This is a genomic window from Methylomonas lenta, assembly GCF_001644015.1.
Taxonomy (GTDB): domain Bacteria; phylum Pseudomonadota; class Gammaproteobacteria; order Methylococcales; family Methylomonadaceae; genus Methylomonas; species Methylomonas lenta.
The window spans coordinates 16,537-38,036 of sequence record NZ_LUUI01000147.1; the positions used below are offsets into that span (position 1 = coordinate 16,537).

Sequence of the window (21,500 nt, forward strand, 5' to 3'; positions counted from 1 at the left end):
TGATTTAAGGCATGCGCATTATAACGCAGGCTTGCCGGAAGAGTTTTTCATCCATCCCAAACTATCTGTAGTACTGCCTACGGGCTTATATTCTGCGCCCACCCAACCCTGATAAGGCACGCCAGCAATCAAGTCAAACAAATTGGCAAAATCCACCCGCCCTGTGCCGGGTTGGCCGCGTCCAGGACAGTCGGCAAATTGAAAATGAGCGATTTTATCGATGTGTTGCGTGATGAATGCCGCGCAATCCTCCTGCATCCGACTCATATGATAAATATCGTATTGCAAGCGCAACCTGGGATGACCGACCGCCGCCAACACTGACAACATCTTTAAACTGCTATCAATAATAAACCCCGGCATGTCGTGACTATTCACGGCTTCAAACACGGTGGTGACGCCAATATCGGCAAAAACATCTGCGGCATAAGCCAAGTTGGCTTGAAAAGTTTGTTGATACTCGGCCAGGCGAGACGGATTCAAACATCGCCCTGGCAGAATGTTAATTGCCTCGGGCTTTAATAGCTGAGCATAGTCCAGCGTTTGGGCAACGGCCGCTTTAAACTGAGATTGTTTTTCCGGTACCGCCGCCAAGCCCTCGCCGCCTTGCAGCAAGGTGTCTGCGTCGACGTTAAACAACACCAGTTTTAAATCGTGTGCCCCCAACTCGGCTTGAACGGCTGCGGCGGGCAATTCATAGGGAAACTGAATTTCCACCGCATCGAAACCGTATGCTTTTGCCGCCTGAAAACGTTCAAGCAGCGGCAGTTCGGTAAATAACAGACTCAGATTAGCACTAAAACGCAACATCAGGCCTGCCGATAAAGTTTGATCAAAGTGGATGGATCCTGCTCCAGAAACCCCTGACTGCCGTGCAACTGCATCAATTGCGCTGCCAAGCCGGACATGGGTATGGCACTGCCCTGCTCTACCGCCAGATCAACCGCCATATTCAAGTCCTTCAGCAAGGTTTTGACCCGCCATTTCACGGGTTCGAATTGAGCGGCCGCCATTTCCGGACCGACGATTTGCAAAGGTTTGGAATCGGCGAAACCGCCTGCCAGTGCTTCAGGGATTTTTGCGCTCTCGACCCCGGCTTGCTGAGCCAGCGCCATCATTTCCGCAATCACCAGCACATTACAACTGACGATCATTTGATTGCAAATTTTTGTGGTCTGGCCACTGCCGACGGGTCCCATGTGAGTCAAACGACTGTATAAAGGCCGCAACACTTCGCGCGCGATGGCAATATCCTCAGCATCGCCCCCGGCCATGATCGCCAATGTGCCCAGCTCGGCGCCGGCAGTACCGCCTGAAACCGGCGCGTCCACCCAGCGCATATCGCATTGCTGCTTTAAACTGGCCGCTAACTGTTTGCTATTTTCCGGATGGATGCTGGATAAATCGATCACCAATTTGCCTGGGCTGCCATGCGGCAACACCTGCTGATTGACGATAGTTTCAACCACAGCAGTATCGGCCAGGCACAATAAAATCACCTCGGAATTTGTCACCAGCTCGGCGAGGCTTAGGCAAATTTTTGCACCTGCCTGCTCTACAGCGACTAGCTTATCCGGGCTACGATTCCAGACATTGACCTTAAACCCTGCCGCCAGCAGGCGCAAGGTCATGGGTTTGCCCATTAAGCCTATGCCGACGAATCCTAATGTCTTGTGTTGCAGCGGCATATTTTATTCGTACAAAGCGTCACTTAAATCCGGCGCCGGCGGCAAAGTTTCCTTGGCGATGCGCTGTTTATAATCTCGCCCGGCACTGACACTGCTGCCGGCACTCTGCATTAGATTGTTGTGGACCAGGTTAAAAGCCTTATCAAAATCGGCATTGATAAAACCGCGGGCCAACTGTTCGCAGATGTTGTACAGCGCAGAGTAATGAATGCATTCGCCTGATGCACAGTTATTGATTTTATCCGACAACACCTCCATGACAGGTAATACCGAACCATCCTGCCGCCAGGCTACCGAGGTAGACACTACGTCACCACCGGAACAGGCAATCGCCGCCAGCGAGTTATAGGCCAAATCCACCAGACCGGCCAAAATCTTGGCTAAATCGCCTATCGTAATAGCTTTGAGTGTTTCACTACCGCAATCCATCAATAAAGCCTGACGCATGACGATATCCATATCCGACAAATGCATGGTTTCGGGATAATCGGGCTGATCGATACCAAATTGGTCGTGAAAGTCTCTGACTTGTTGTAAATGTTTGTTCATGTCGTTCTCCTAAAGAGATGCAGTGATGCAGGCATAGTACAAGCCTGCTGCAAAAACCGCAAAAAACTACGCAAACAGCGCTTTAGCTTAGGCGCTTTCTGGCTTGCAGCAAAGAAATAATCACGACGATGATCAGAACAGCCAGCGAAAGTTCCAGGGTAAGAAATGCCGCGATTTTGAAATAGGCAAACCCTGGGTGTACAAATAATACCAGCCAGCCAGCCGCTTCATCAGCAATCGCAGATCCGTACACAATCACGCTCAACCAGACTTTAACCAAGGTAGGCAGGTGAGTCATTAACATTAAATGCGTCAGAGTCAATACCAACATACCCATGGCAAACAAATGAAAATGCGTGACCTCCAATAAGCTTTGGTAGCTTCTAGGCTGGGTAAACTCCTGTTCTGAACCTAGATAATAGGCCAGCACGGAATCGACATTCAGATTCATTTTATGAAAATACATCAATCCATTGCTGATCCATAACAAGGCAACATAGACCAGGAACATCAAGATCAGCGTATTCATTAAAAGTTGGCGATTTTGTTCGCCCGTAACAAAAAATCGCATCAGTTTTTGGCAGGCTTGATCATGACTTGAAATACCGCCATTACCTTACGCGCACTATTCAGAGATGCGCGAGTGCTCAAAGTGGCTCCGGTTACACCTTGAATATCTTTAGAGAAACTCAATTCATCCAATGTATGATTGAGTAGCTGATTAAACCAACGCTCAGGTGGCTGATATTCCGGTGGCTCATGAAAAGCCAGTGTCACGACCTGGCGCAAGTTGCCCTGCGGATCGAGCACCACCATCAGTGTTTCTGGCTTGGTACGGACATTGTGCGACTCGATCGCTGCATAACCAATGATCTGATCTTGCTTTTTGCCGACGTAAAAGCTAAATAACTTAGATTCCATCTTAACTTTAGCCAAACGTTCAATTTCCGTGACTTGCTCAGGGGTAGGAAATAAAGACTGCATTTCAACCTTGGCATCATCGCCAAAAGCCAATTTCATGGCTTCATCTTTGCTGTAATACACGGTTGAAAAACAAGGCGTTACCCCAAAAACTAAAAGTGCCATCAGCAAAATAGGCCGAGCGTGTTTCAATATCAACATAAGAATAAGTTATGGGCCAGTTTAGAAAACAAGCCATTATGATAGAGAGTGGCTGTGGATTTGCCAAACAATTTGCCCATCCGCAGCCAAAAGATCGCGCTCCCTCCAATAGATTATCGAAAACAAGCAGATTTTAAAAAATAAAGCCAAGACCCAAGTTGAAATCATCCGGCACAGTATCATTTGGCGAAGTACCTGCTGGCTGTACGAAATTACGATAATCGGCTTTGATCACCACATTCGGTATCGGCTTGTAATTCATACCTACCTGAAAAATTTGCAGATTTTTCGATGGATTATCACTCCACCCTGTAGGCGCTTTGGCAATGGTATCCATATGTTCATACCGGAAAAAAGGCGCCAAATACTGGGTGGTTTCCGGGAAAATGTGAGGCAAAATGTCGTAACCGGCCTCGGTATACCAGCCGTAGTTTTGCGAACCGATGGTTTGCTTGGCCGCAGCACTCAGGATATCAGCATCACCGATATTACCGAATGAACCCAAAGTGCGGAACTCAAGACCACGATATTTCCATTGCAGATGCGCCTCATATAGCTGAGTAAATGCAGCCGCTTCAACACCGTTATATGTCTGATTCTGTCCCGAATTACCTAAATAAGTAGAGCCACCAATGGTAACACCCGGTAGCGCATTCGGTGCGTAGTCCAATCGGCCTACATAAGCCAAATCTTCCGCCAAGGCTAGACTACCGTCTTGACGACCACCTCGTATGCCATTTGAGCTAAACCCTTTGGCATCCATACCATTAATCACATAAGCGGTATAGGTCAAGCCTGGTGTCAATTCACCGAACAGACCGCCACCGACTTCTCGCCAGGTTGTCGGGATAATACGTCGCTCAACTTCCGGACGATTATTACCAAAGTAGAATGGCGGTTCGTGGATTTGGTTAAGAAAGCCCATAGGTAATAAAACCATACCGGCCCGTACGTTGGCCATAGGGTCAATAAAAAAATCCAATGCAGCAAACTCGACAGATACTTCACCTTTGTTCTCATCACCCGCCCCAGTTGTACCATGTTCAAATTCGATTTCGCTATTAAACAGGATGTTGTCGGTGAATTTATAACCCGCATAAAGCACTAGACGTTCGAAATCGGCATTATCTGAGTTTTTAACCGTCCCATTTGAATTCATCCCGCCTTGGTCATCTACTCGAACCTGGTAGTTAGCCTCGCCATAACCACCAATCGATAACCCTTTGCCCACCTGATAAACCTTGGATGCAGCAGGGCCTAAACCGTAGGCACTTTTGTATTCCGTTGTTTCCGGCACGACCAGTTGCGTACGCAGCTTTTCCACTTCTTCGGTTAATACATCGGTTTTACGCTCAACCTGACTTATATCAGCACTCGGCGGCGCTTTCTCAGCTACGGCTACTGTTTCCAGTTTTTTAGTCATGCTATCGATTTGCTGCTGCTGCGCCTGAATAATCTTCCACATGTCTTCCATCGTTTGCGGCTTTTCAGTCGGCAGATTATTAGCAGCACTTACAACACCATTCGCAGTCAGTGCTGCAATAGCAATGGCCAATTTTGAAATCTTGAGTTTCATATTGCTCTCCAGTAAAAGTTGGGAGCAGTATAAGATAGCATCTATTGCTAATGCAAATGATTCTCATCAATATTAGTTTTTAAATAAATCCGCACTTTTTTACCCTACTCACAGCATTATTTCTCTTCTGTCACCTGCGTGTTTCGAGTCGAAATTAAGCGTGCTTTATCAATACGTTTCATTTTTTTTATTTGCATCTCTAACTGCGCTGCTGAAGAATGGCAATGCCCTGTATCTAGGAAAACGATTTTTTGCGGTTGGCGGCTTCTAAAATATTTAGCCCCTTTGCCTGTCTGATGCTGGTGAAAACGTCGTTCCACATCAGTACTAATGCCCGTGTACAAACTATCATCACTGCATAAAATGATGTAGACCGACCAACTCATTGTGACAGAATCAAACTGAAGGTTTATTCAACCAGAAATTTACCAGCGCAGCTGCAACTAAACCCACACTGATATATGCATATCGAACAATAAAAATCAGCAATCCACTTGAATTATGAATGGCCGCATCTTTGATGACTGGAGTAACGATTAAACTCCACAGTAAAGCGGTTAAAAAATAAACCACTACCCCCGAAACACCCCAGGAAACGGCAGAACGCCCTGAGCGCGCTGCGGTGCTATAAAACCAAATAGCCACCAATGTGGCTGCGATAACTCCAATCATAATGTCTACCTCGACTTGATTATTTCCGACCTAATTGCTCAATCCCCTGGTTAGCCAGGCTATCGGCCCTCTCATTGCCATCAATACCCGCATGTCCTTTCACCCAAATCCATTCTATGCTGTGTCGCTGAATGGCAATATCCAGCCGCCGCCATAAGTCTTCATTTTTTACCGGTTTATTGCTTGCAGTTTTCCAGCCACGTTTTTTCCAGTTAATCATCCACTCGGTAATACCTTGTAACAGGTATTTAGAGTCCGTGTGTAACTTGACTGCACAAGACTTATTTAGTATCTCCAGAGCCTGGATTGCCGCCATCATCTCCATACGATTATTTGTCGTTTCCGACTCTCCGCCACAAAACTCTTTTGCTTTTGCTTTATAGAGCATATAAACACCCCAGCCACCCGGACCAGGATTACCCTTACAAGCCCCATCGGTATATATCGTTACAATCTCAGTCATGTTATTTGCTAGTATTTTGTAGATTCGGCTCCAACTCTATACAGTAGTCGCCAACTTGGATTTGCCTTGAGTAACAGGGGTAAGCGGGATGAATGAATACTGTCTTTTGACTGCTTTAACACCATAAGCCATGGAAAAAAGACTCTTTGCAATGGATGTAAATCCACCCTGCTTAATAACAAAGCTATCCAAACCAAATTCTGCCGTATTAAGCACTTCGAAATTCAGCAATTTAAGCCAATCCGTCACTCTAGACCGTGTCATAAAATGCGACCGCCAAGAATCGCTTAGTTTTATATCCAAAAAAAACTGAAAACGTAGATAAAGACTAATAGAATTAAAATTCAAAATCACCAGTTCACCACCGGGCTTTAACACCCGATGTACTTCACGCATAGCCTGAAAACGATGCGCATCAAATTCCATCATATGCGGAATAATGACCAAATCCATAGACTCGGTTTGGATTGGCAAATTATAGGCCTTAGCATTGATTTTTAAGGCGGCAGCATTGCCGACCCCTTTATCATCCAGAATTACATAATTTTGATATAGCGAACAATCGACGAATTCATCTTCCCAATCCAGCCCACCGATTTGCAGTTGTTTTTGCTTGCAGCTTACCGTTATACAGCGCTTCAAGTACTTAGCCTCCATGGTTTTCAACAACTTGCCGCGAGGCGTTTGATAAAGCGTAAATAAAAATTTTCTCTTCATTGACTACTGCCCTGGCAAAGGATTGTTAGCACTACAAGCTAAGCCATGTTAGCATTTAATCTTTTTATTTTAAGAGTAAAGACAATGCCCCGCTCATTTTCCAAAAAAACGGCCCGACATCTGTCCTATCTGCTACCGATATTACTAGCAACCGGCTGTAGCCAAACAGGCCCTAAAGAGCCGTTGTCACAAACTTCTAGCAGTAAATTTTCAGTTTTCACCCGCAAACATCATGTTGAAAATGAGTCTTCTAAAGATCATGCAACCGTTTGGGATCGCTTACTTTCACTTTACTCTTTACCTGAGATTGATAATGTCAGGATAGATCGCGAAATAAATTTTTATCTAAAAAATCCAAATTATCTGGCCCGTGTGCAGCAGCGGGCAGAACCTTATCTATTTTTTATTCTTAACGAAATCGAAGCCAAAAATATCCCCGGTGAATTAGCGTTGTTACCTGTAGTAGAAAGCGCATTCAGACCAGACGCCGAATCACCTGCCCAAGCATCCGGTCTGTGGCAGTTTATTCCGCCAACGGGTCGCGAATATGGTTTAGAGCAAAATAGTTGGTACGACGGCCGCCGCGACGTCATCGAATCCACCCAAGCCGCTACCACCTTTCTAAAACAACTGAGCTCAGAATTTAACAACGACTGGTTGTTAGCTTTGGCCTCCTATAATGCGGGTGCCGGCAACATCAAGCATGCCATCGACAAAAATATCAGCCGCGGCCAACCTACCGATTACTGGTCGCTAGACTTAAACAGCGAGACCGCTGCCTATGTTCCAAGACTACTGGCAATTGCTAAAATCTTCGCTAACCCGGAAAAATACAACGTCAATCTGCATCACATTGCCAACGAACCCTATTTCGAATTGGTTGATGTTAAATCTCAGATCGACTTGGGCAAGGCAGCCGAAATGGCTCAAACACCAGTGGATGACTTTCTAAAACTTAATCCGGCCTTTAATCGCTGGAGTACCGCGCCAAATGGCCCACATCGCTTATTGATCCCAATTGAAAAAGCCGATCACTTCAAAGAAAAACTGGCTGATTTGGCAAACCACGAATTAATCAAATGGGAACATCATACGGTTGGTAAAAAAGAAACCCTGAAAACCATCGCCCGAAGTCATCACGCAACAATTGAACAAATTTTGCAGGTTAATCATTTAGATAATGACAACGCGGTGGCACAGGGCAAAACCTTGCTGATTCCGGTCTCGTTTCAATCAATCAAAGGCCAACAGGAACCTCAAGTAACTGAGGTGGCTGAAGCAGCAAAACCCAAAGAGCCTGCGAAAGTTCACGTTAGCAAACAAACTTACACTGTCAAAAAAGGCGATACGTTATGGAGCATTTCACAGCACTTTTCCGTTGACAAAGATGACGTCCTAAGCTGGAACAAACTATCCAGTAAATCAGCCTTGAAATCGGGACAAAAACTAACCATCAGAAGCACGGGTGGCAATATCCAAGTGGCATCCACCGCGCCTAGCTTCAAACACATCAACTATACCGTTAAAGCTGGCGACACCTTGTCAGAAATCTCCAGAAAATTCCATGTAGACGTTACTGAGCTGCGCAAATGGAATAAAGTGCCTAAAAACCGTGCAAATATCCAACCGGGTACTAAATTAAAAATCACCATTGAAGCAGGCAACTCTTCTTCATAAGTAACCCCAGATCCTTATTTTTCATATAAAAAGCCGTAGCCATGTTTTCTGACTACGGCTTTTTGTCTGAGCTTAAGCTGTTTTTCTCAAGAAAAACCTCTCAATCCAGTATTTTCTATTTATTAAGCAAAAAGCTCGCTAACTGCTTTTTACTTTAAAGCACGTTTTACTGTTCCTGCTTTACAATTAAGACATGGAAAATAATACCCGCATAGCAAAATCGCTGTTCCCTGCATTATCCGCTGCCGACCTTTTGCAAGTCAGCCATGCCATGTCACTGGTAGAGCTAGCCTGTGAAAACAACCCAGAGCTTAGAGATAGCCCTCGACCTAAAGGCATTGATGTTGCCAGCATCTTGACGACCGTGCATATTGATTTACATTCCATTTTAACCGCTTTACTAAGCGACTCCCGCCTTGAAGGGGTATTGAATGAGGCGGCGATCACCGCGCAATTCGGACCAGTGGTCGCTGCCTTAGTCAAGGATGTGAACTGGCTGAATAAAATTAATATTTACAGCCCGGAGATGGCTAACCAGCCCAACCAGTCTGAAATTTTACGTCGCATGCTGCTGGCAATGACGCATGACGTGCGTGCAGTATTGATCAAGCTGGCATTCCGTATCCAGCGTCTACGGGGTTTAAACCAGGAGAATACAGACATTCGCCGCTTCATTGCCCGCGAAACCCTGGATATTTATGCACCGCTCGCCAATCGTCTGGGTATTAGTCAATTCAAATGGGAACTGGAAGATCTGGCTTTTCGCAGCCTGAAACCCGAGCAATATCTCAGCATTGTTGACTCACTAGCCAGCAAACGCATTCACCGTGAGTCTTGCATCGATACCTTTCTTCAAGACTTACGACTGGCTCTGGACGAACATAGCATAAACGCCAAAGTCTATGGTCGCCCCAAACATATTTACAGCATCTACTGCAAAATGCGCCGTAAAAAGCTAGCCATCGAGGAGCTTTACGACCTGTTAGCCGTCCGCGTGATTGTGGATGACTTGACTGCCTGTTACACCGTACTGGGGCTTGCGCACAGTAAATGGCAATATATCCCTAAAGAATTTGACGATTACATCGCCAACCCTAAAGAAAACGGCTATCAATCGCTGCACACTGTGGTGCTGGATAAGCAAGGCAATCGTATAGAAATCCAGATTCGCACCCAGACCATGCACGAATTTGCCGAACTGGGGGTTGCCGCCCACTGGCTGTATAAAGAAGGTGGCAAACATAATACCGCTTCAGAAAAAAACATTACCTCGCTCCGACTTTTGTTGGAAGATCGCGGCCATGACAATCTGCTGGAAAGCTTTCATACCGAATTATTCTCAGACCGAGTATTTGTATTGACGCCTACCGGCAATCTGGTTGACCTCGTCAAAGGTGCTACGCCGTTGGACTTTGCTTACGCCATTCATACCGAAATTGGTCATGGCTGCCGTGGCGCTAAAATCAACGGTCAAATCAAACCGTTGACTTACGCGTTAAAGTCCGGCGAGCAAGTCGAAATCATCACCACCAAAAATGGCCAACCCAGTCATAACTGGCTGGACCCCAATTTGGGTTACTTAAAAACCCCACGCGCGGTCAGTAAAGTCAAAAGCTGGTTCAAACAACAGCAACTCAGCGATAACATTGCCGCCGGCAAAAGCCTGTTAGACAAGGAATACAAACGCTTAGGGATAAAACACGTCGAATTAAACGACCTGCTGAAACATTTCAAAATGCCCGATGCCGAGCATTTTTATCAAGCACTGGGGCGGGGCGACATCAACAACCGTCAATTGGCCGGCGCATTAAAAATTCCGGAACTGACGCCAATATCATTCAAACTGTCAGCGCCCAAAAACAACAATCAATCCAGCGTCATAGTGGCCGACATGGACAACGTCGTCACCACTTTGGCACATTGCTGCTCACCAGTCAGCGGCGACCACATCATCGGCTATATCTCACATAGACGAGGCATCACAATACATCGCAATGACTGTGAAAATATTTTGCATTTATCGCCAGAGCAGCAAGCCCAACTGATTACTGCCGAGTGGAGCGGTGGCCATCAGGTCCATCATATCGTCCCCATCATTATCCAGGCATTGGATGCGCAAAACCTGCTCAACGATGTATCACAACAATTAACCGCCGCCAAAGTCAACATCACAGACGCGGCATTAAAAACACACGCCGATTCATCCGCTACCCTGAAACTGAGCATTCAAGTCAAAAACACTGAACAACTCAGCCTAGTGCTATCACGCATCAGCCAATTACCCAATATCCTGGAAGTCATACGCAAACATTAAGACCCAACAAAATCACCTGACTGACTGCTCTGACGATGACATTATGAGAGGCCATACACCCTCTGAGTAGTGCAGTCATCCTGCATAATGCTTAAGCTGGCAAACTGAATCTGTCTGAAATTTGCTGTAATCGTTGCGGCGTACCAATATCCAGCCAAAGTCCATCAAAATACTCGCCACTGACTTTGTCTTGCTGAATAGCCTGATTTAATATCGGCCGAAGTTTTAAAGGCCGGTCAGCTGAAACATCGGCAAATAAAACCGGATGATAGACACCAATACCACTAAATGTCAGCTTTTCTGCGCCATGCTGCGACAACCTCCCCTGAGCATCCAAAGCAAAATCACCTTGTGGATGATGCGGTGGATTTTCGATTAACACCAGATGCGCCAAATCGACCGCTTTATGCTGTAAATGCGCTAATGGATAATCGAAAATAATGTCGGCATTAACCACTAAAAACGCATCATTACCCAATAATGGCAAGGCTTTGGCGATGCCACCGGCGGTTTCCAATGCCATATCGCCTTCGTCGGAATAATTAATTTCAACCTGCCAACGTTTACCATCGCCGCAAAAATCTTTAATCTGCTGACCAAGATAGGCCACATTAATCACGATGTCGTTAAAGCCAGCTTTTGCCAGATTTTCCAGGCTGTATTCAATTAAGGCTTTGCCTGCGACCGGCAATAAGGGTTTGGGTGTCACATCAGTCAACGGTCGCATACGTTCGCCGCGACCCGCGGCTAGTATCATGGCTTTCATAATTTTGTTTGATAAACAGGCACTACCTGTTGTTGCAGAAAATTTTTAAAATCCGTCAACTCAGGATAAAGCTCACAGACGTCAAGGACATAGCTCATGGTACGTGGAATATCTGCCAGATAGGTGGATTTTCCGTCACGCAAATGCAAGCGAGCAAAAATACCCATTGCCTTCAAATGACGCTGCAAACCCATAAGATCAAACCAGCGTTTGAATTGCGTAAGCTCGACCGCTAACATACCGGCCTGGACCAGTCGATAATAGTACTGCGTCATCCAGTCATCGACACTTTCCTGCGGCCAGCGAATATAACAGTCGCGCAATAATGACACCAAATCGTAAGTAATAGGACCAATCACCGCATCCTGAAAATCAATGATGCCTGGCACACCACTATCCAGCAGCATCAAATTCCGCGAATGGAAATCTCGATGCACACAAACCAGCGGTTGCTGCAAAGCCGAGTCAACCAATAGTTCGTCAACGCTTTGCCGCACAGATATAGGCAAAACAATGCCTAATAGTTGCTGCAAAAACCAATCATAAAAGATGCTTAACTCCCGTTTCAGCAGCGCTGCATCATATACAGGCAATAAAGCACTTTTAATATCGACATTGCTTTGTAATCCAAATAAACTGGCCATTGCGGATTGATATAAAGTATCGGCATTGTCTGGCTGCAAACCATCCAGATAACTTTTACAGCCAAAATCCTCCAGCAGCAAAAAACCTTGCACTAAATTTTGCTGAAAAACAGCTGGCACATGAACCTGTGCCTGTTTAAACAAAGCGGCCAGGCGAATAAACGGCTCGGTGGCTTCTTTGTCCGGCGGCGCATCCATCACAATTTGACAGCCTTCATTGTGTGTCACACGAAAATAGCGCCTGAAACTGGCGTCGCTAGAGGCAGGTTCGATAGCTTGAACCTGAAGGTTAAGCTCCTCGGTTAGCCATTTTAAAAGCAATTGAGCACGCTGATCTGAACTGGAGTAGTACATTAGTTATTAACTGAGAAGCAACCTAAGGTAAAATGGCAGAGCATTTTATTCGATTTCCATTCCGCTAAGTTAATTTAGCCGCCAGCCTCGATATGAATCTTAGGTTTTATACAGTTTATTTAGCATTATTAACGTTTACGGAAGTCGCCGCTGCAGCTGAAAATGCCGCCTGGAATTGTGAGCAAGGTAAAAATGGTGAATGGACCTGTCTTAATGAAGGTCAAACCAGTCAGGCAACTGCCCAGCCCAAGCTTATCAGCCCAAAACCCGCCACAGCTGTCGTACAACAAATCAAGCCTGATGTTGTACCTCAGGTGCCGGAGGTACAACCAGCCCCGGTTATCACGCAAGCACCAACAGCGCCCATTATGACTCAAGAGCCTGTCGCTCAACATGTCGAAGTCGCACCGCCCTCCACGGAAAAGCTAACCGCACAAGTTGTACCGGAAGCTCAAAAACTACATGTTAGATTCAGTGAAAATGAAAAACCGCTGCTGGAATCTGCGCCCTCTCGCGCCGAGACATCGACCAGAGTCGCCAAGAACCCCGGCTGGAACTGTCAATCTGGCGATGAAAACGCTAACTGGAATTGTAACTTAGTAGGCCCAGACCCCAAAGGTGAAGCCAAAGTTGCAGAAGAATCGCAATCAAATTCTTACTGGTTTACCCCAGCTTACAATAATCAACAAGAACGAACTTTTCAGGCCTTACGTAGCGAATTTGAGCAAGACCCATGGCAAAACTGCTCGTCCTGGTCAGCCAAAAAGACCAAACGCACGACAACCTCTAAAGAAGCGCGTGAAACTGCCAATACTGATGTTACCGCAGACTTTTCCGAAGTGTTCGATGGCGAAATCCTTAACTTTGCAGGCAACGTAGATTTAACCCGGGCTGATCAACATCTGTTGGCCAACAAAGCAAGCTACGATACGGTGGCTGACACCATGGATGCACAAGGCGATGTAATTTACAGCGAAGACACACTGGCTTTTTCCGGCAATACAGCCTCGATGAGCTTAGGTAAGGATGAAGCCCGTCTGAGACAGAGCCAGTTCATCCTGGCTGAAGCGCCTTTCAGAGGCACGGCAGACGTTGTCTACCGTGACAACAAAAGCTTATCGCGTTACCAGGAAGCCACTTTTACCAGTTGCCCCCCAGGCAATCAGGATTGGGTGGCGCATGCCTCACGAATAAAAATCAATCGCGAAACCGGGTTAGGATCGGCCAAAAACGCCTGGTTGGAATTTAAAGGCGTACCCTTTATTTACACCCCTTACATCTCGTTTCCAACAGATAACCGTCGCACCAGCGGACTATTGGCACCTTCCTGGGCTAACACGCAACGTAACGGTTTTGATATTTCTGCGCCTATATACTGGAACATAGCACCCAACTTCGATACAACCTTCACCCCGCGTTACTTGGAAAAACGTGGGGAAATGGTACGTAACAAATTTCGTTATTTAACTGAAATGTCGCAAGGCAGTCTGGCTGGGGAATATTTACCCTACGACCAACTGCAAGACAGAAGCCGCTATTCGGCGTCTTTTAAAGATAACACCCAGTTTACACCTCGCCTAAGTACAGCAACTGACTTGAACTATGTGTCTGACGACGAGTACTTCAATGACTTGAATAATGCGCTGGGTTTTCAAACCAATCGTTTCTTACCCAGCTCGGCATATATCAATTACGGTCGCCCCGATGTAGCTTTTTCCACTAGTGTTCATCACTATCAATCGGTGGATAAATCAGTTACAGACAGCCAAATGCCTTATGACATTTTGCCGCGCGTCAACTTAAACCTGAATCATAGCTTCGACAACATGCCAGTTGTACTAGGCATGGACAACCAATACAGCCATTTTTATCATTCCGACTTAGTTAACGGTCAGCGTTTCAATGTTGCGCCATCCGTAAGTTTACCGCTGGAATCGAGTGCTGGTTTTCTGATCCCCAAAATTACCGGTCAATATACTCAGTATCAATTGAGTAACTTGACCGTGCCCGGTCAAGACAGCAACATCAGCCGCATGCTCCCGATTATTTCACTTGACGGCGGCATGGCATTCGAAAAAGACATTCATATTGGTGATTCGCCTTACACCCATACGTTGGAGCCACGGGCTTTTTATGTATACATTCCGCGTAAAAATCAAACCAATATCCCTATATTTGATACGGCTGCCTACGATACAACTTACTATAGTTTGTTTCGTGAAAACAATTTCAGTGGCATGGACCGAATTCAGGATGCCAACCAGGTTACTCTGGCGGGCACCTCGCGCCTAATCGATTCAAAAACAGGGCTTGAACCGCTAAAGCTCAGCCTGGGCCAGACCATCTATTTTCAAAATCGAACGGTCGACCTGGACTACTTGAACGATACCTTTCCTACCCAAACCAGCACGACTTCGAATTTTATCGGTGAAGTCAGCGGCCAAATTACCCGCAGCCTTTCTTATCTGGCTGGCGCGCAATGGGATCCGGTAAAAAACAGCTTTACCCGTGCACAAGGCGGGCTGAAATTCAGGAATCAACCCGATCAGATCTTTGATATTGGCTATCGTTATCGCGGCAATTCGCCTAACAACCAATACGTTAATCAATCCACGATTTCACAAAGCGACGCCTCCTTTCGCTGGCCGGTGGCCGCTGGCTGGTATGCTTTGGGCAGATGGCAATATTCGTTTAATTTCGCCAAAACCACCGAAAGTTTTATCGGCTTTGAAAAAGAGAATTGTTGCTGGCGGTTTCGTGTGATCGGTCGCCGATATATCAATGGTGCCAACACCACCAACTTCCTTGCCCCTGATGCCAAGCCGGAAAACGCTATCTTTGTGCAACTGGAGTTAAAAGGTCTGACCAGTTTTGGTAACAGTGTTGATCAATTCCTGCAAACAAACCTACCCGGTTTTCATCCCGCCAAGTATTTTGAAGATTAAGCCTGCCATGATTAAAAGACTGCTTCTTGTCGCCTGGTTGTCTGCACTTGCAGCTATCAGCCCAATACAGGCGCAACCTCTGGACCGAATTGTCGCCACCGTCGAGGACGACGTGATTCTGGAACGCGAGCTAAATACCGAAGTTGACATCATCGTCAGCAAATTGCGTAGCAATAACACGCCTATGCCGCCCGAGTATGTCTTGAAAAAACAGGTGCTGGAGCGCATGATCGTTGACAAACTACAACGCCTGCTGGCTGCCCGTTCAGGCATACAAGTCAGCGACGAATCATTAAGAAACTCAATAGCTGAAATTGCCGCTCGCAACAACTTGTCGACAGAAGCTTTTAAGCAAGAACTCGCCAGCCAAGGCATGGATTACAAGGCTTTTGAAGAAAACGTGCGTAACGAGATTATCATCAACCAGCTTAGAGGTCGTGAAATCGGCGCCCGCATCAAAGTAACCGATGCCGAGATCAATCATTACCTGGAAACCCAAAGCAAAGCCGGTTCTAATAACACTAAATACCACTTGGGACACATTTTGATTTCGGTACCTGCAGGCGCCTCTTCCAGCTCAATTCAAAAAGCCAAGGAACGCGCCGCGGGTATTGTGACGGATTTGCGTAACGGCAAAGATTTCGGCGAAGCTGCAATCAGCTATTCAGACGATGACAACGCATTAAAAGGCGGCGATTTAGGTTGGCGCAATCTTAGCCAAATGCCCACATTGTTTACCGATGTCGTCACCACCATGAATCAAGGCGATATATCCGATCCGATACGCAGCCCCAGTGGCTTTCATATCGTCAAAATACTTGAATCCGAAGGTTCGGCTCAGCACATGGTGACCAAAACCAAAGTGCGCCATATCCTGATAAAAACCAACGAACTTATTAATGATGCCGAAGCACAAAACCGCTTAATCGCCTTAAAAGAGCGTATTCGTGATGGCGATGACTTCGCCACTTTAGCCCGCAGCCATTCTGATGATAAAGGCTCCGCCATCAATGGCGGTTCACTAGACTGGGTCACACCCGGCGCACTGGTGCCGCCGTTTGAAGATGCCATGAACAAACTGGATATCAACCAAATCAGTAACCCGATACAAACCCAGTTCGGCTGGCACATCATCCAGGTTTTGGGCAGGGAAAATCAGGATAACAGTGACCAATTCAAGCGAGATAAAGTCAGAGACGAGATTCGCAAACGAAAAATCGAAGAAGAAACCGAATTATGGTTGCGGCGTTTACGTGATGAAGCTTATGTAGAAATTGATTTAAACAGACTGTAACCAGACATTTAAAACATGCCCGTACACCCTCGTAAACTGGAAAAACTCAATAAACGCCTGCAAAATGTACTTAAGCAGGCCAATATTGAGTCACACCGCGCTGTGATTCAGCGTATCAGTGCCAATTTAAACATCGACCTAATTGATTGTGCGGCCGCCCTGCTTTACATCAGTCAACCGCACTTAATACAAAACGCTATCCCTCAGGAGCCACAGAAACCTATCGCGGTTACACCTGTCAATAATCGCAATGTGCGTTATCGTTTGGATGTAGGTTGCCAACACAATATAGACCCTGAACAACTATTAGCCGTCATTATTGAAGAATCCGGCGTAGATAGAAATCGCATTACTCGACTTGAAATACGCGACAACTATACCCTGGTCGATTTACCAGACGGCATGCCGGCGGATATCTTTCAGTTGTTAAGCGAGGCCTATATCGGTGAGTACAAGCTAAATATCAAACGCGTCAAACCCAATCGACGTAAATTAAAGAACTAAATCGAACGCCCGCTTAGCCCATAAACCCGCTTAAGTATGACGATATTTTATGGCATCCAGCTTGTCGCAATCCCTTGCTAACAAGCCAGACCTTTGATGATTACATCGTTAAACGAATACCAATCCAAGCCGCACGCGGCGCGCCCACACCTACAAAGCGAGCATTCTGATCGCCAGGCAAACCTAATCCATCCAATACATCCCCGGTATTATTCCAGGCACCGAAATTGGCATATTCACGATCGAATAGATTATTCACTCGGCCAAATAAGGCCACATGTTGGTTAAAGCGATACTCGCTGCGCAAGTTAAATACTACAAACCCCGGCAGTTTCGCCGTCAGATTGGCTTCGTCACCCCGCAGGTATTGTGATGAGTTGTAATTCATATCAAAGCCTAAGGTCCATTCCGGCAAAATATCAACATCGGTATTAAATTTGAATTGGTGAGCAGGAATACCCGGAATTTTGTCACCGGGTTCCACCTGTGTCACACCATCGACAGCATAGGGGTTAGCGGCATTCGGAGTACCGAAAGCCGTTTGATAAGTTGCATCGATAAAGGTGTAATTGGCTGACCAGCGCCAGCGATTATCAAAGAACAAGCCTGTCAAACCGGCCTCTGCACCTTGCCGCTGGGTTTTCCCCACATTCTCAAAATACCCCATGCCATTAACAGCACCATTACCTTGCCAAAGTATGTCATCGTTATTAATTACATGAAAAAAGCCGGTATTCCAATGCACACGACCATCAAAGGGCAATTGTTTCAAATCACCACGAAAACCAGCTTCCCAAGTATTTGCAACCACTTGCGACAACGGTGGGTCGGCAACAAATGCATTCGGTAATTTGCACGGATTATTAGGGTCGGCACAGCTTAATTCCATAGGCGTCGGCACACGAGACGATTCACTGTAGTTACCGTAAAAAGTCAGCTCCGGCATAAAAGCATAGGTCAACCCCGCAGCCGGATTGATACGATTAAAGGTGTGATAACCACTCAAGGATTTAGCCGGATCTTCATCGGGAAATTGATCTTTTAATTCCAGATGAGTGATGTTGTATCGCCCGGATACCGTCACATCCAGTTTATCGGTTACTGACAAGGTATCCGTCAAAAATATGCCGTAATTATTGGTTTCGGTATTCAGCCTTACTTTCGATTCCAGCAAATAAACTCCTCCTGCCGTAACCCCACGGTCTTCGGTCAAGCTACCCAGTTGGGTATCCGCTTGATAATTCGCATTATTGAAATCATAGCTGGCACCGGCAAGCAGCTGATTTTTCAAGCCAAATACTTTGTGATGGAAGGCATTTTGCAAAGCAAAGCCAAAGGATTGTTGCGTCGTTTGCGAGGTATTGATGGTGCCGCCCTCCAAAGCATCAGTTGCGGAAATATAATTTCCGGCCAAATCTCGTAGCCCTTCGTCATCCAGTTCGCCGTCTTGCTCTTCACATAAAAAGTCATCTTCACCGCCACCCTCATCCTGGCATTCACCTGCTTCACTACCATCACCGTTATAGGTACTGATTTTGTTACGCCGATAATAAGCCGTGCCTGACAGCTGATTCCGCTCGTTCAGCCAAGTATCGCCATCCAAGGACACCATAAAGTAATTGTTTTGGGTAACATCGGGGTGGGTAAACACTTTATCGCGGCCATAATCCAGTAACTCTTCCGGTACAGCACCATTACCCTTTAGATTATTATCAGCACCGGCAACACTCAAATCCAAGCTGGATTCATTACCACGCCAACTCAAGGTACCCAAACCGCGTTTAGCATTAGTACCGGAATTATCACGCCAACCGGCTTCCGAGAAATAATTGAAATCAGCAAAATAGCCCCAGGTACCATTGTTCCAGCCCGTACTAAGCTCTTCCGAATGCCTGTCCCATGAGCCTCCCTGCACTTCCAATACATGCTTGGGCGCAGAAAAGCCGGTTTTAGTCTTAACGTTAATCGAACCACCCAGCGCATTCAAACCAAAAGCTGGATTGGAGGCGGGTTGTAAATTCATGCTTTCGATGGCATTTGGCGGAATCAAATCCCAATTAATCATATCGCCAAACGGTTCGTTAGAACGAACACCGTTGAGGTAAACCGCCATCCCTTGCGGCACGCCCATCAAAGGCGAAGCACTAAAGCCGCGATATTGCACATCCGGTTGCAAGGGATTGTTTTGCGCATCGTTGATATTGACGCTGCCCATATAACGATTCATATAATCAGCTAACGACAGTGCCTGAGACTCCTGTAACTCTTCTGCAGAAACAGTTTGCACGTTGGCAGGAATTTTATTAATGTCTACACCACCAACCTGCAAAGGTGATACAGCAACCACTTCTACACTATCCAAAGCCTCCGTTTCGCTGGCAACTTGCTCTGCAATGGCCTGTGCCAGAGGCAGCATCGTAAACCAGGGCAATAAAGCCAGGGTCATTTTGTTCATAACTTAACCTTTAACATCTTAACGATAAAAACCCTGCATCATAACTATCCATCTCAACACTCACTAGACAACCACAGCAAAAAGGAAATTTTCCCCTTCACCACCCACCCATCCGGTGATGGAATATTTAAACCCCGCCGCAACAGCCAGCGGAGTAAAATACCCCTAATCTCAAAAAAAGTCCCACTCCCTATCAAGCCTCATGACTATTCAATACATTAACCGCCCCGAACAACTACCTCTTTTGTGCGAACAAATCCAACAAGAACCCTGGGTTTCTTTAGATACTGAATTCCTCCGCGAAAAAACCTACTACCCCAAATTTTGTTTACTACAAATTGCCTCGCCTAGCTGGGTAGCCTGTGTCGATCCTTTGGCTATTGCCGATTTAACACCGCTGTTTGACGCTCTATACAACCCCAACATCGTCAAAGTGTTGCATTCCTGCCGCCAGGATCTGGAAATTTTTTATCAAATTACCGGCAAAATTCCAGGACCGATTTTTGATACCCAAATCGCCGCCCCCCTATTGGGTTTTCAGGAAAATCCCGGCTACGCCATGCTGGTATCCAGTTTTTTAAACATCAACCTGAATAAAGCCCACACCCGCACCGACTGGACAACCCGCCCACTGAGTGAAGACCAAATCCAATACGCGGCTGACGATGTTATTTATCTGTGTAAAATCTACACAATAATGTGCGAACAGCTGGATAAACTCGGCCGTTTAAGCTGGCTGGACAGCGATTTTGCCCTGCTTAACGATCCGGAACTCTATCAACTGTCACCGGAAAATGCCTGGCTGAAAGTCCGCGGTAAAAACAAACTGACCGGTAGGCAGTTATCCATTCTGCAGACTTTATGCGAATGGCGCGAGCAAACCGCTCAAGCTGAAAACAAACCCCGTAACTGGCTATTTCCGGACGATATGCTACTGGAACTGGCCAAACTGCAGCCAACCACAACCAGTGACTTGGCTAAAATTAGAAATATCAACGAGCGCAATGTCAACCGCTACGGAAAAGTCTTATGCGAACTGATAGACGCCGCCCGCCAGCGGCCACCCAAACCGCTGAATGAAAAAGATAGAACCAACAAAAAGACCCCGCAGCACGAAGCTGTTATCGACGTATTAAGCGCTGTGGTGCGCATACGCGCAGAAGAAAACTCGCTAAATCCAATCATCCTGGCGACGCGCAAGGAAATTGAACAACTATTATTTGGTGAAGAAAACTGTCCACTATTACATGGCTGGCGCTACAACATGGCCGGCCAGGAATTGCAGGGCTTGTTAAGTGGAAAACTCAGTTTAAGCCTATCCGCAGATACGCTAGCGATCAATCCATCTGTTTAAGATTTAGTCGCCAATCACTTCCCGAATTGGCATACCCAAGCAAAACATTGTCGCTCTGGCAGGGATTGTCGGACCGCAAAAGTCATGGATGACTGAAGGCCGTCAACATTCATTTGACTAGGGTACCGGCATGACGTGCTTGATTGCATTTAATGACCCGCAAGTTGTTTTGTTTAAAAATACCTGCCTAGGAATGCGCGCAAATTAACTCGATCATTTAACCCCCTCTCCCTGAGACTCTCGCAAAAACCCCCTCTCCTCGCGGGAGAGGGGGATAAATAATGTAAGCATCGAATTTATATACCCTCATCCTAACCTTCTCCCGGTGGGAGAAGGAACTGTTTTACCTTTTACGACAGTCTCGCCCGGAGGCAGAGGGACAAGGTGTTGAAGTTATTTCGTAGGC

19 protein-coding genes are annotated in these 21,500 nt (G+C 46.3%); 6 read left to right on the forward strand and 13 right to left on the reverse strand.

The window, feature by feature from the left end:
• Positions 1–18 precede the first annotated feature (18 nt).
• From A1359_RS17885 to A1359_RS17930, 10 genes are all read right to left on the reverse strand, one after another.
• Positions 19–810 carry a hydroxypyruvate isomerase family protein gene (locus A1359_RS17885; protein WP_066986444.1) on the reverse strand — a complete coding sequence of 264 codons (792 nt, stop codon included), beginning with the start codon at positions 808–810 and terminating at the stop codon, positions 19–21.
• Positions 810–1,688 (reverse strand): NAD(P)-dependent oxidoreductase, encoded by an 879-nt coding sequence (locus A1359_RS17890; RefSeq protein ID WP_066986447.1) that lies wholly within the window; start codon positions 1,686–1,688, stop codon positions 810–812. The genes A1359_RS17885 and A1359_RS17890 overlap by 1 nt, the downstream gene beginning before the upstream one ends.
• A gap of 3 nt (positions 1,689–1,691) precedes the next feature.
• Positions 1,692–2,237: a nucleoside triphosphate pyrophosphohydrolase family protein gene (locus tag A1359_RS17895; protein ID WP_066986450.1), complete on the reverse strand. Its 546-nt coding sequence runs from the start codon at positions 2,235–2,237 to the stop codon at positions 1,692–1,694.
• Between the two features lie 82 nt (positions 2,238–2,319).
• Positions 2,320–2,808, reverse strand: coding sequence for a hypothetical protein (locus A1359_RS17900; protein WP_198159398.1), 489 nt, complete (start codon positions 2,806–2,808; stop codon positions 2,320–2,322).
• Complete coding sequence (locus A1359_RS17905) at positions 2,808–3,323, reverse strand: FMN-binding protein (RefSeq protein ID WP_066986497.1); 516 nt, start codon at positions 3,321–3,323, stop codon at positions 2,808–2,810. Before A1359_RS17905 ends, A1359_RS17900 begins: the two co-directional genes overlap by 1 nt.
• Before the next feature lie 169 nt (positions 3,324–3,492).
• Complete coding sequence (locus tag A1359_RS17910) at positions 3,493–4,935, reverse strand: porin family protein (RefSeq protein ID WP_066986458.1); 1,443 nt, start codon at positions 4,933–4,935, stop codon at positions 3,493–3,495.
• 116 nt (positions 4,936–5,051) lie between these two features.
• Positions 5,052–5,321 carry a GIY-YIG nuclease family protein gene (locus A1359_RS17915; protein ID WP_066986460.1) on the reverse strand — a complete coding sequence of 90 codons (270 nt, stop codon included), beginning with the start codon at positions 5,319–5,321 and terminating at the stop codon, positions 5,052–5,054.
• Between the two features lie 10 nt (positions 5,322–5,331).
• Positions 5,332–5,607, reverse strand: coding sequence for a hypothetical protein (locus tag A1359_RS17920; RefSeq protein WP_066986463.1), 276 nt, complete (start codon positions 5,605–5,607; stop codon positions 5,332–5,334).
• Between the two features lie 19 nt (positions 5,608–5,626).
• Complete coding sequence (gene rnhA, locus A1359_RS17925) at positions 5,627–6,070, reverse strand: ribonuclease HI (RefSeq protein WP_066986466.1); 444 nt, start codon at positions 6,068–6,070, stop codon at positions 5,627–5,629.
• Positions 6,071–6,106: 36 nt separating this feature from the next.
• Positions 6,107–6,787 carry a class I SAM-dependent methyltransferase gene (locus A1359_RS17930; RefSeq protein ID WP_066986469.1) on the reverse strand — a complete coding sequence of 227 codons (681 nt, stop codon included), beginning with the start codon at positions 6,785–6,787 and terminating at the stop codon, positions 6,107–6,109.
• A gap of 84 nt (positions 6,788–6,871) precedes the next feature.
• On the opposite strand from A1359_RS17930, the gene A1359_RS17935 reads away from it, so the two are divergent.
• Together A1359_RS17935 and A1359_RS17940 are read left to right on the forward strand one after the other, a co-directional pair.
• A complete protein-coding gene (locus A1359_RS17935) occupies positions 6,872–8,464 on the forward strand; it encodes a LysM peptidoglycan-binding domain-containing protein (RefSeq protein WP_066986472.1) in 1,593 nt (530 codons plus the stop codon).
• A 193-nt stretch (positions 8,465–8,657) separates the two neighbouring features.
• The gene (locus A1359_RS17940) at positions 8,658–10,778 is read left to right on the forward strand and encodes a RelA/SpoT family protein (protein ID WP_066986475.1); all 2,121 of its coding nucleotides are present in this window, start codon (positions 8,658–8,660) and stop codon (positions 10,776–10,778) included.
• A 91-nt stretch (positions 10,779–10,869) separates the two neighbouring features.
• Here the strand turns inward: A1359_RS17940 and murU are convergent, their stop codons facing one another.
• Positions 10,870–11,544: an N-acetylmuramate alpha-1-phosphate uridylyltransferase MurU gene (gene murU, locus A1359_RS17945; RefSeq protein ID WP_066986478.1), complete on the reverse strand. Its 675-nt coding sequence runs from the start codon at positions 11,542–11,544 to the stop codon at positions 10,870–10,872.
• On the reverse strand, positions 11,541–12,542 hold the full coding sequence (locus A1359_RS17950) for an aminoglycoside phosphotransferase family protein (RefSeq protein WP_066986481.1): 1,002 nt from the start codon (positions 12,540–12,542) through the stop codon (positions 11,541–11,543). The genes murU and A1359_RS17950 overlap by 4 nt, the downstream gene beginning before the upstream one ends.
• Positions 12,543–12,634: 92 nt before the next feature.
• Here A1359_RS17950 and lptD point away from each other — a divergent pair, with 92 nt between their 5' ends.
• The 3 genes from lptD to A1359_RS17965 are packed head-to-tail and all read left to right on the forward strand — an operon-like array spanning position 12,635 to position 17,285.
• On the forward strand, positions 12,635–15,487 hold the full coding sequence (lptD, locus tag A1359_RS17955; RefSeq protein ID WP_066986485.1) for an LPS-assembly protein LptD: 2,853 nt from the start codon (positions 12,635–12,637) through the stop codon (positions 15,485–15,487).
• Positions 15,488–15,494: 7 nt separating this feature from the next.
• Positions 15,495–16,781, forward strand: a complete 1,287-nt coding sequence (locus A1359_RS17960) for a peptidylprolyl isomerase (RefSeq protein WP_066986500.1) — start codon at positions 15,495–15,497, stop codon at positions 16,779–16,781.
• A 15-nt stretch (positions 16,782–16,796) separates the two neighbouring features.
• Positions 16,797–17,285: a DbpA RNA binding domain-containing protein gene (locus A1359_RS17965; RefSeq protein ID WP_066986488.1), complete on the forward strand. Its 489-nt coding sequence runs from the start codon at positions 16,797–16,799 to the stop codon at positions 17,283–17,285.
• Positions 17,286–17,385: 100 nt separating this feature from the next.
• On the opposite strand, the gene A1359_RS17970 is transcribed toward A1359_RS17965, so the two are convergent.
• Positions 17,386–19,740 (reverse strand): TonB-dependent receptor, encoded by a 2,355-nt coding sequence (locus tag A1359_RS17970; RefSeq protein ID WP_066986491.1) that lies wholly within the window; start codon positions 19,738–19,740, stop codon positions 17,386–17,388.
• A 202-nt stretch (positions 19,741–19,942) separates the two neighbouring features.
• Here A1359_RS17970 and rnd point away from each other — a divergent pair, with 202 nt between their 5' ends.
• Positions 19,943–21,094, forward strand: a complete 1,152-nt coding sequence (gene rnd / locus A1359_RS17975) for a ribonuclease D (RefSeq protein ID WP_066986494.1) — start codon at positions 19,943–19,945, stop codon at positions 21,092–21,094.
• Positions 21,095–21,500 lie beyond the last annotated feature (406 nt).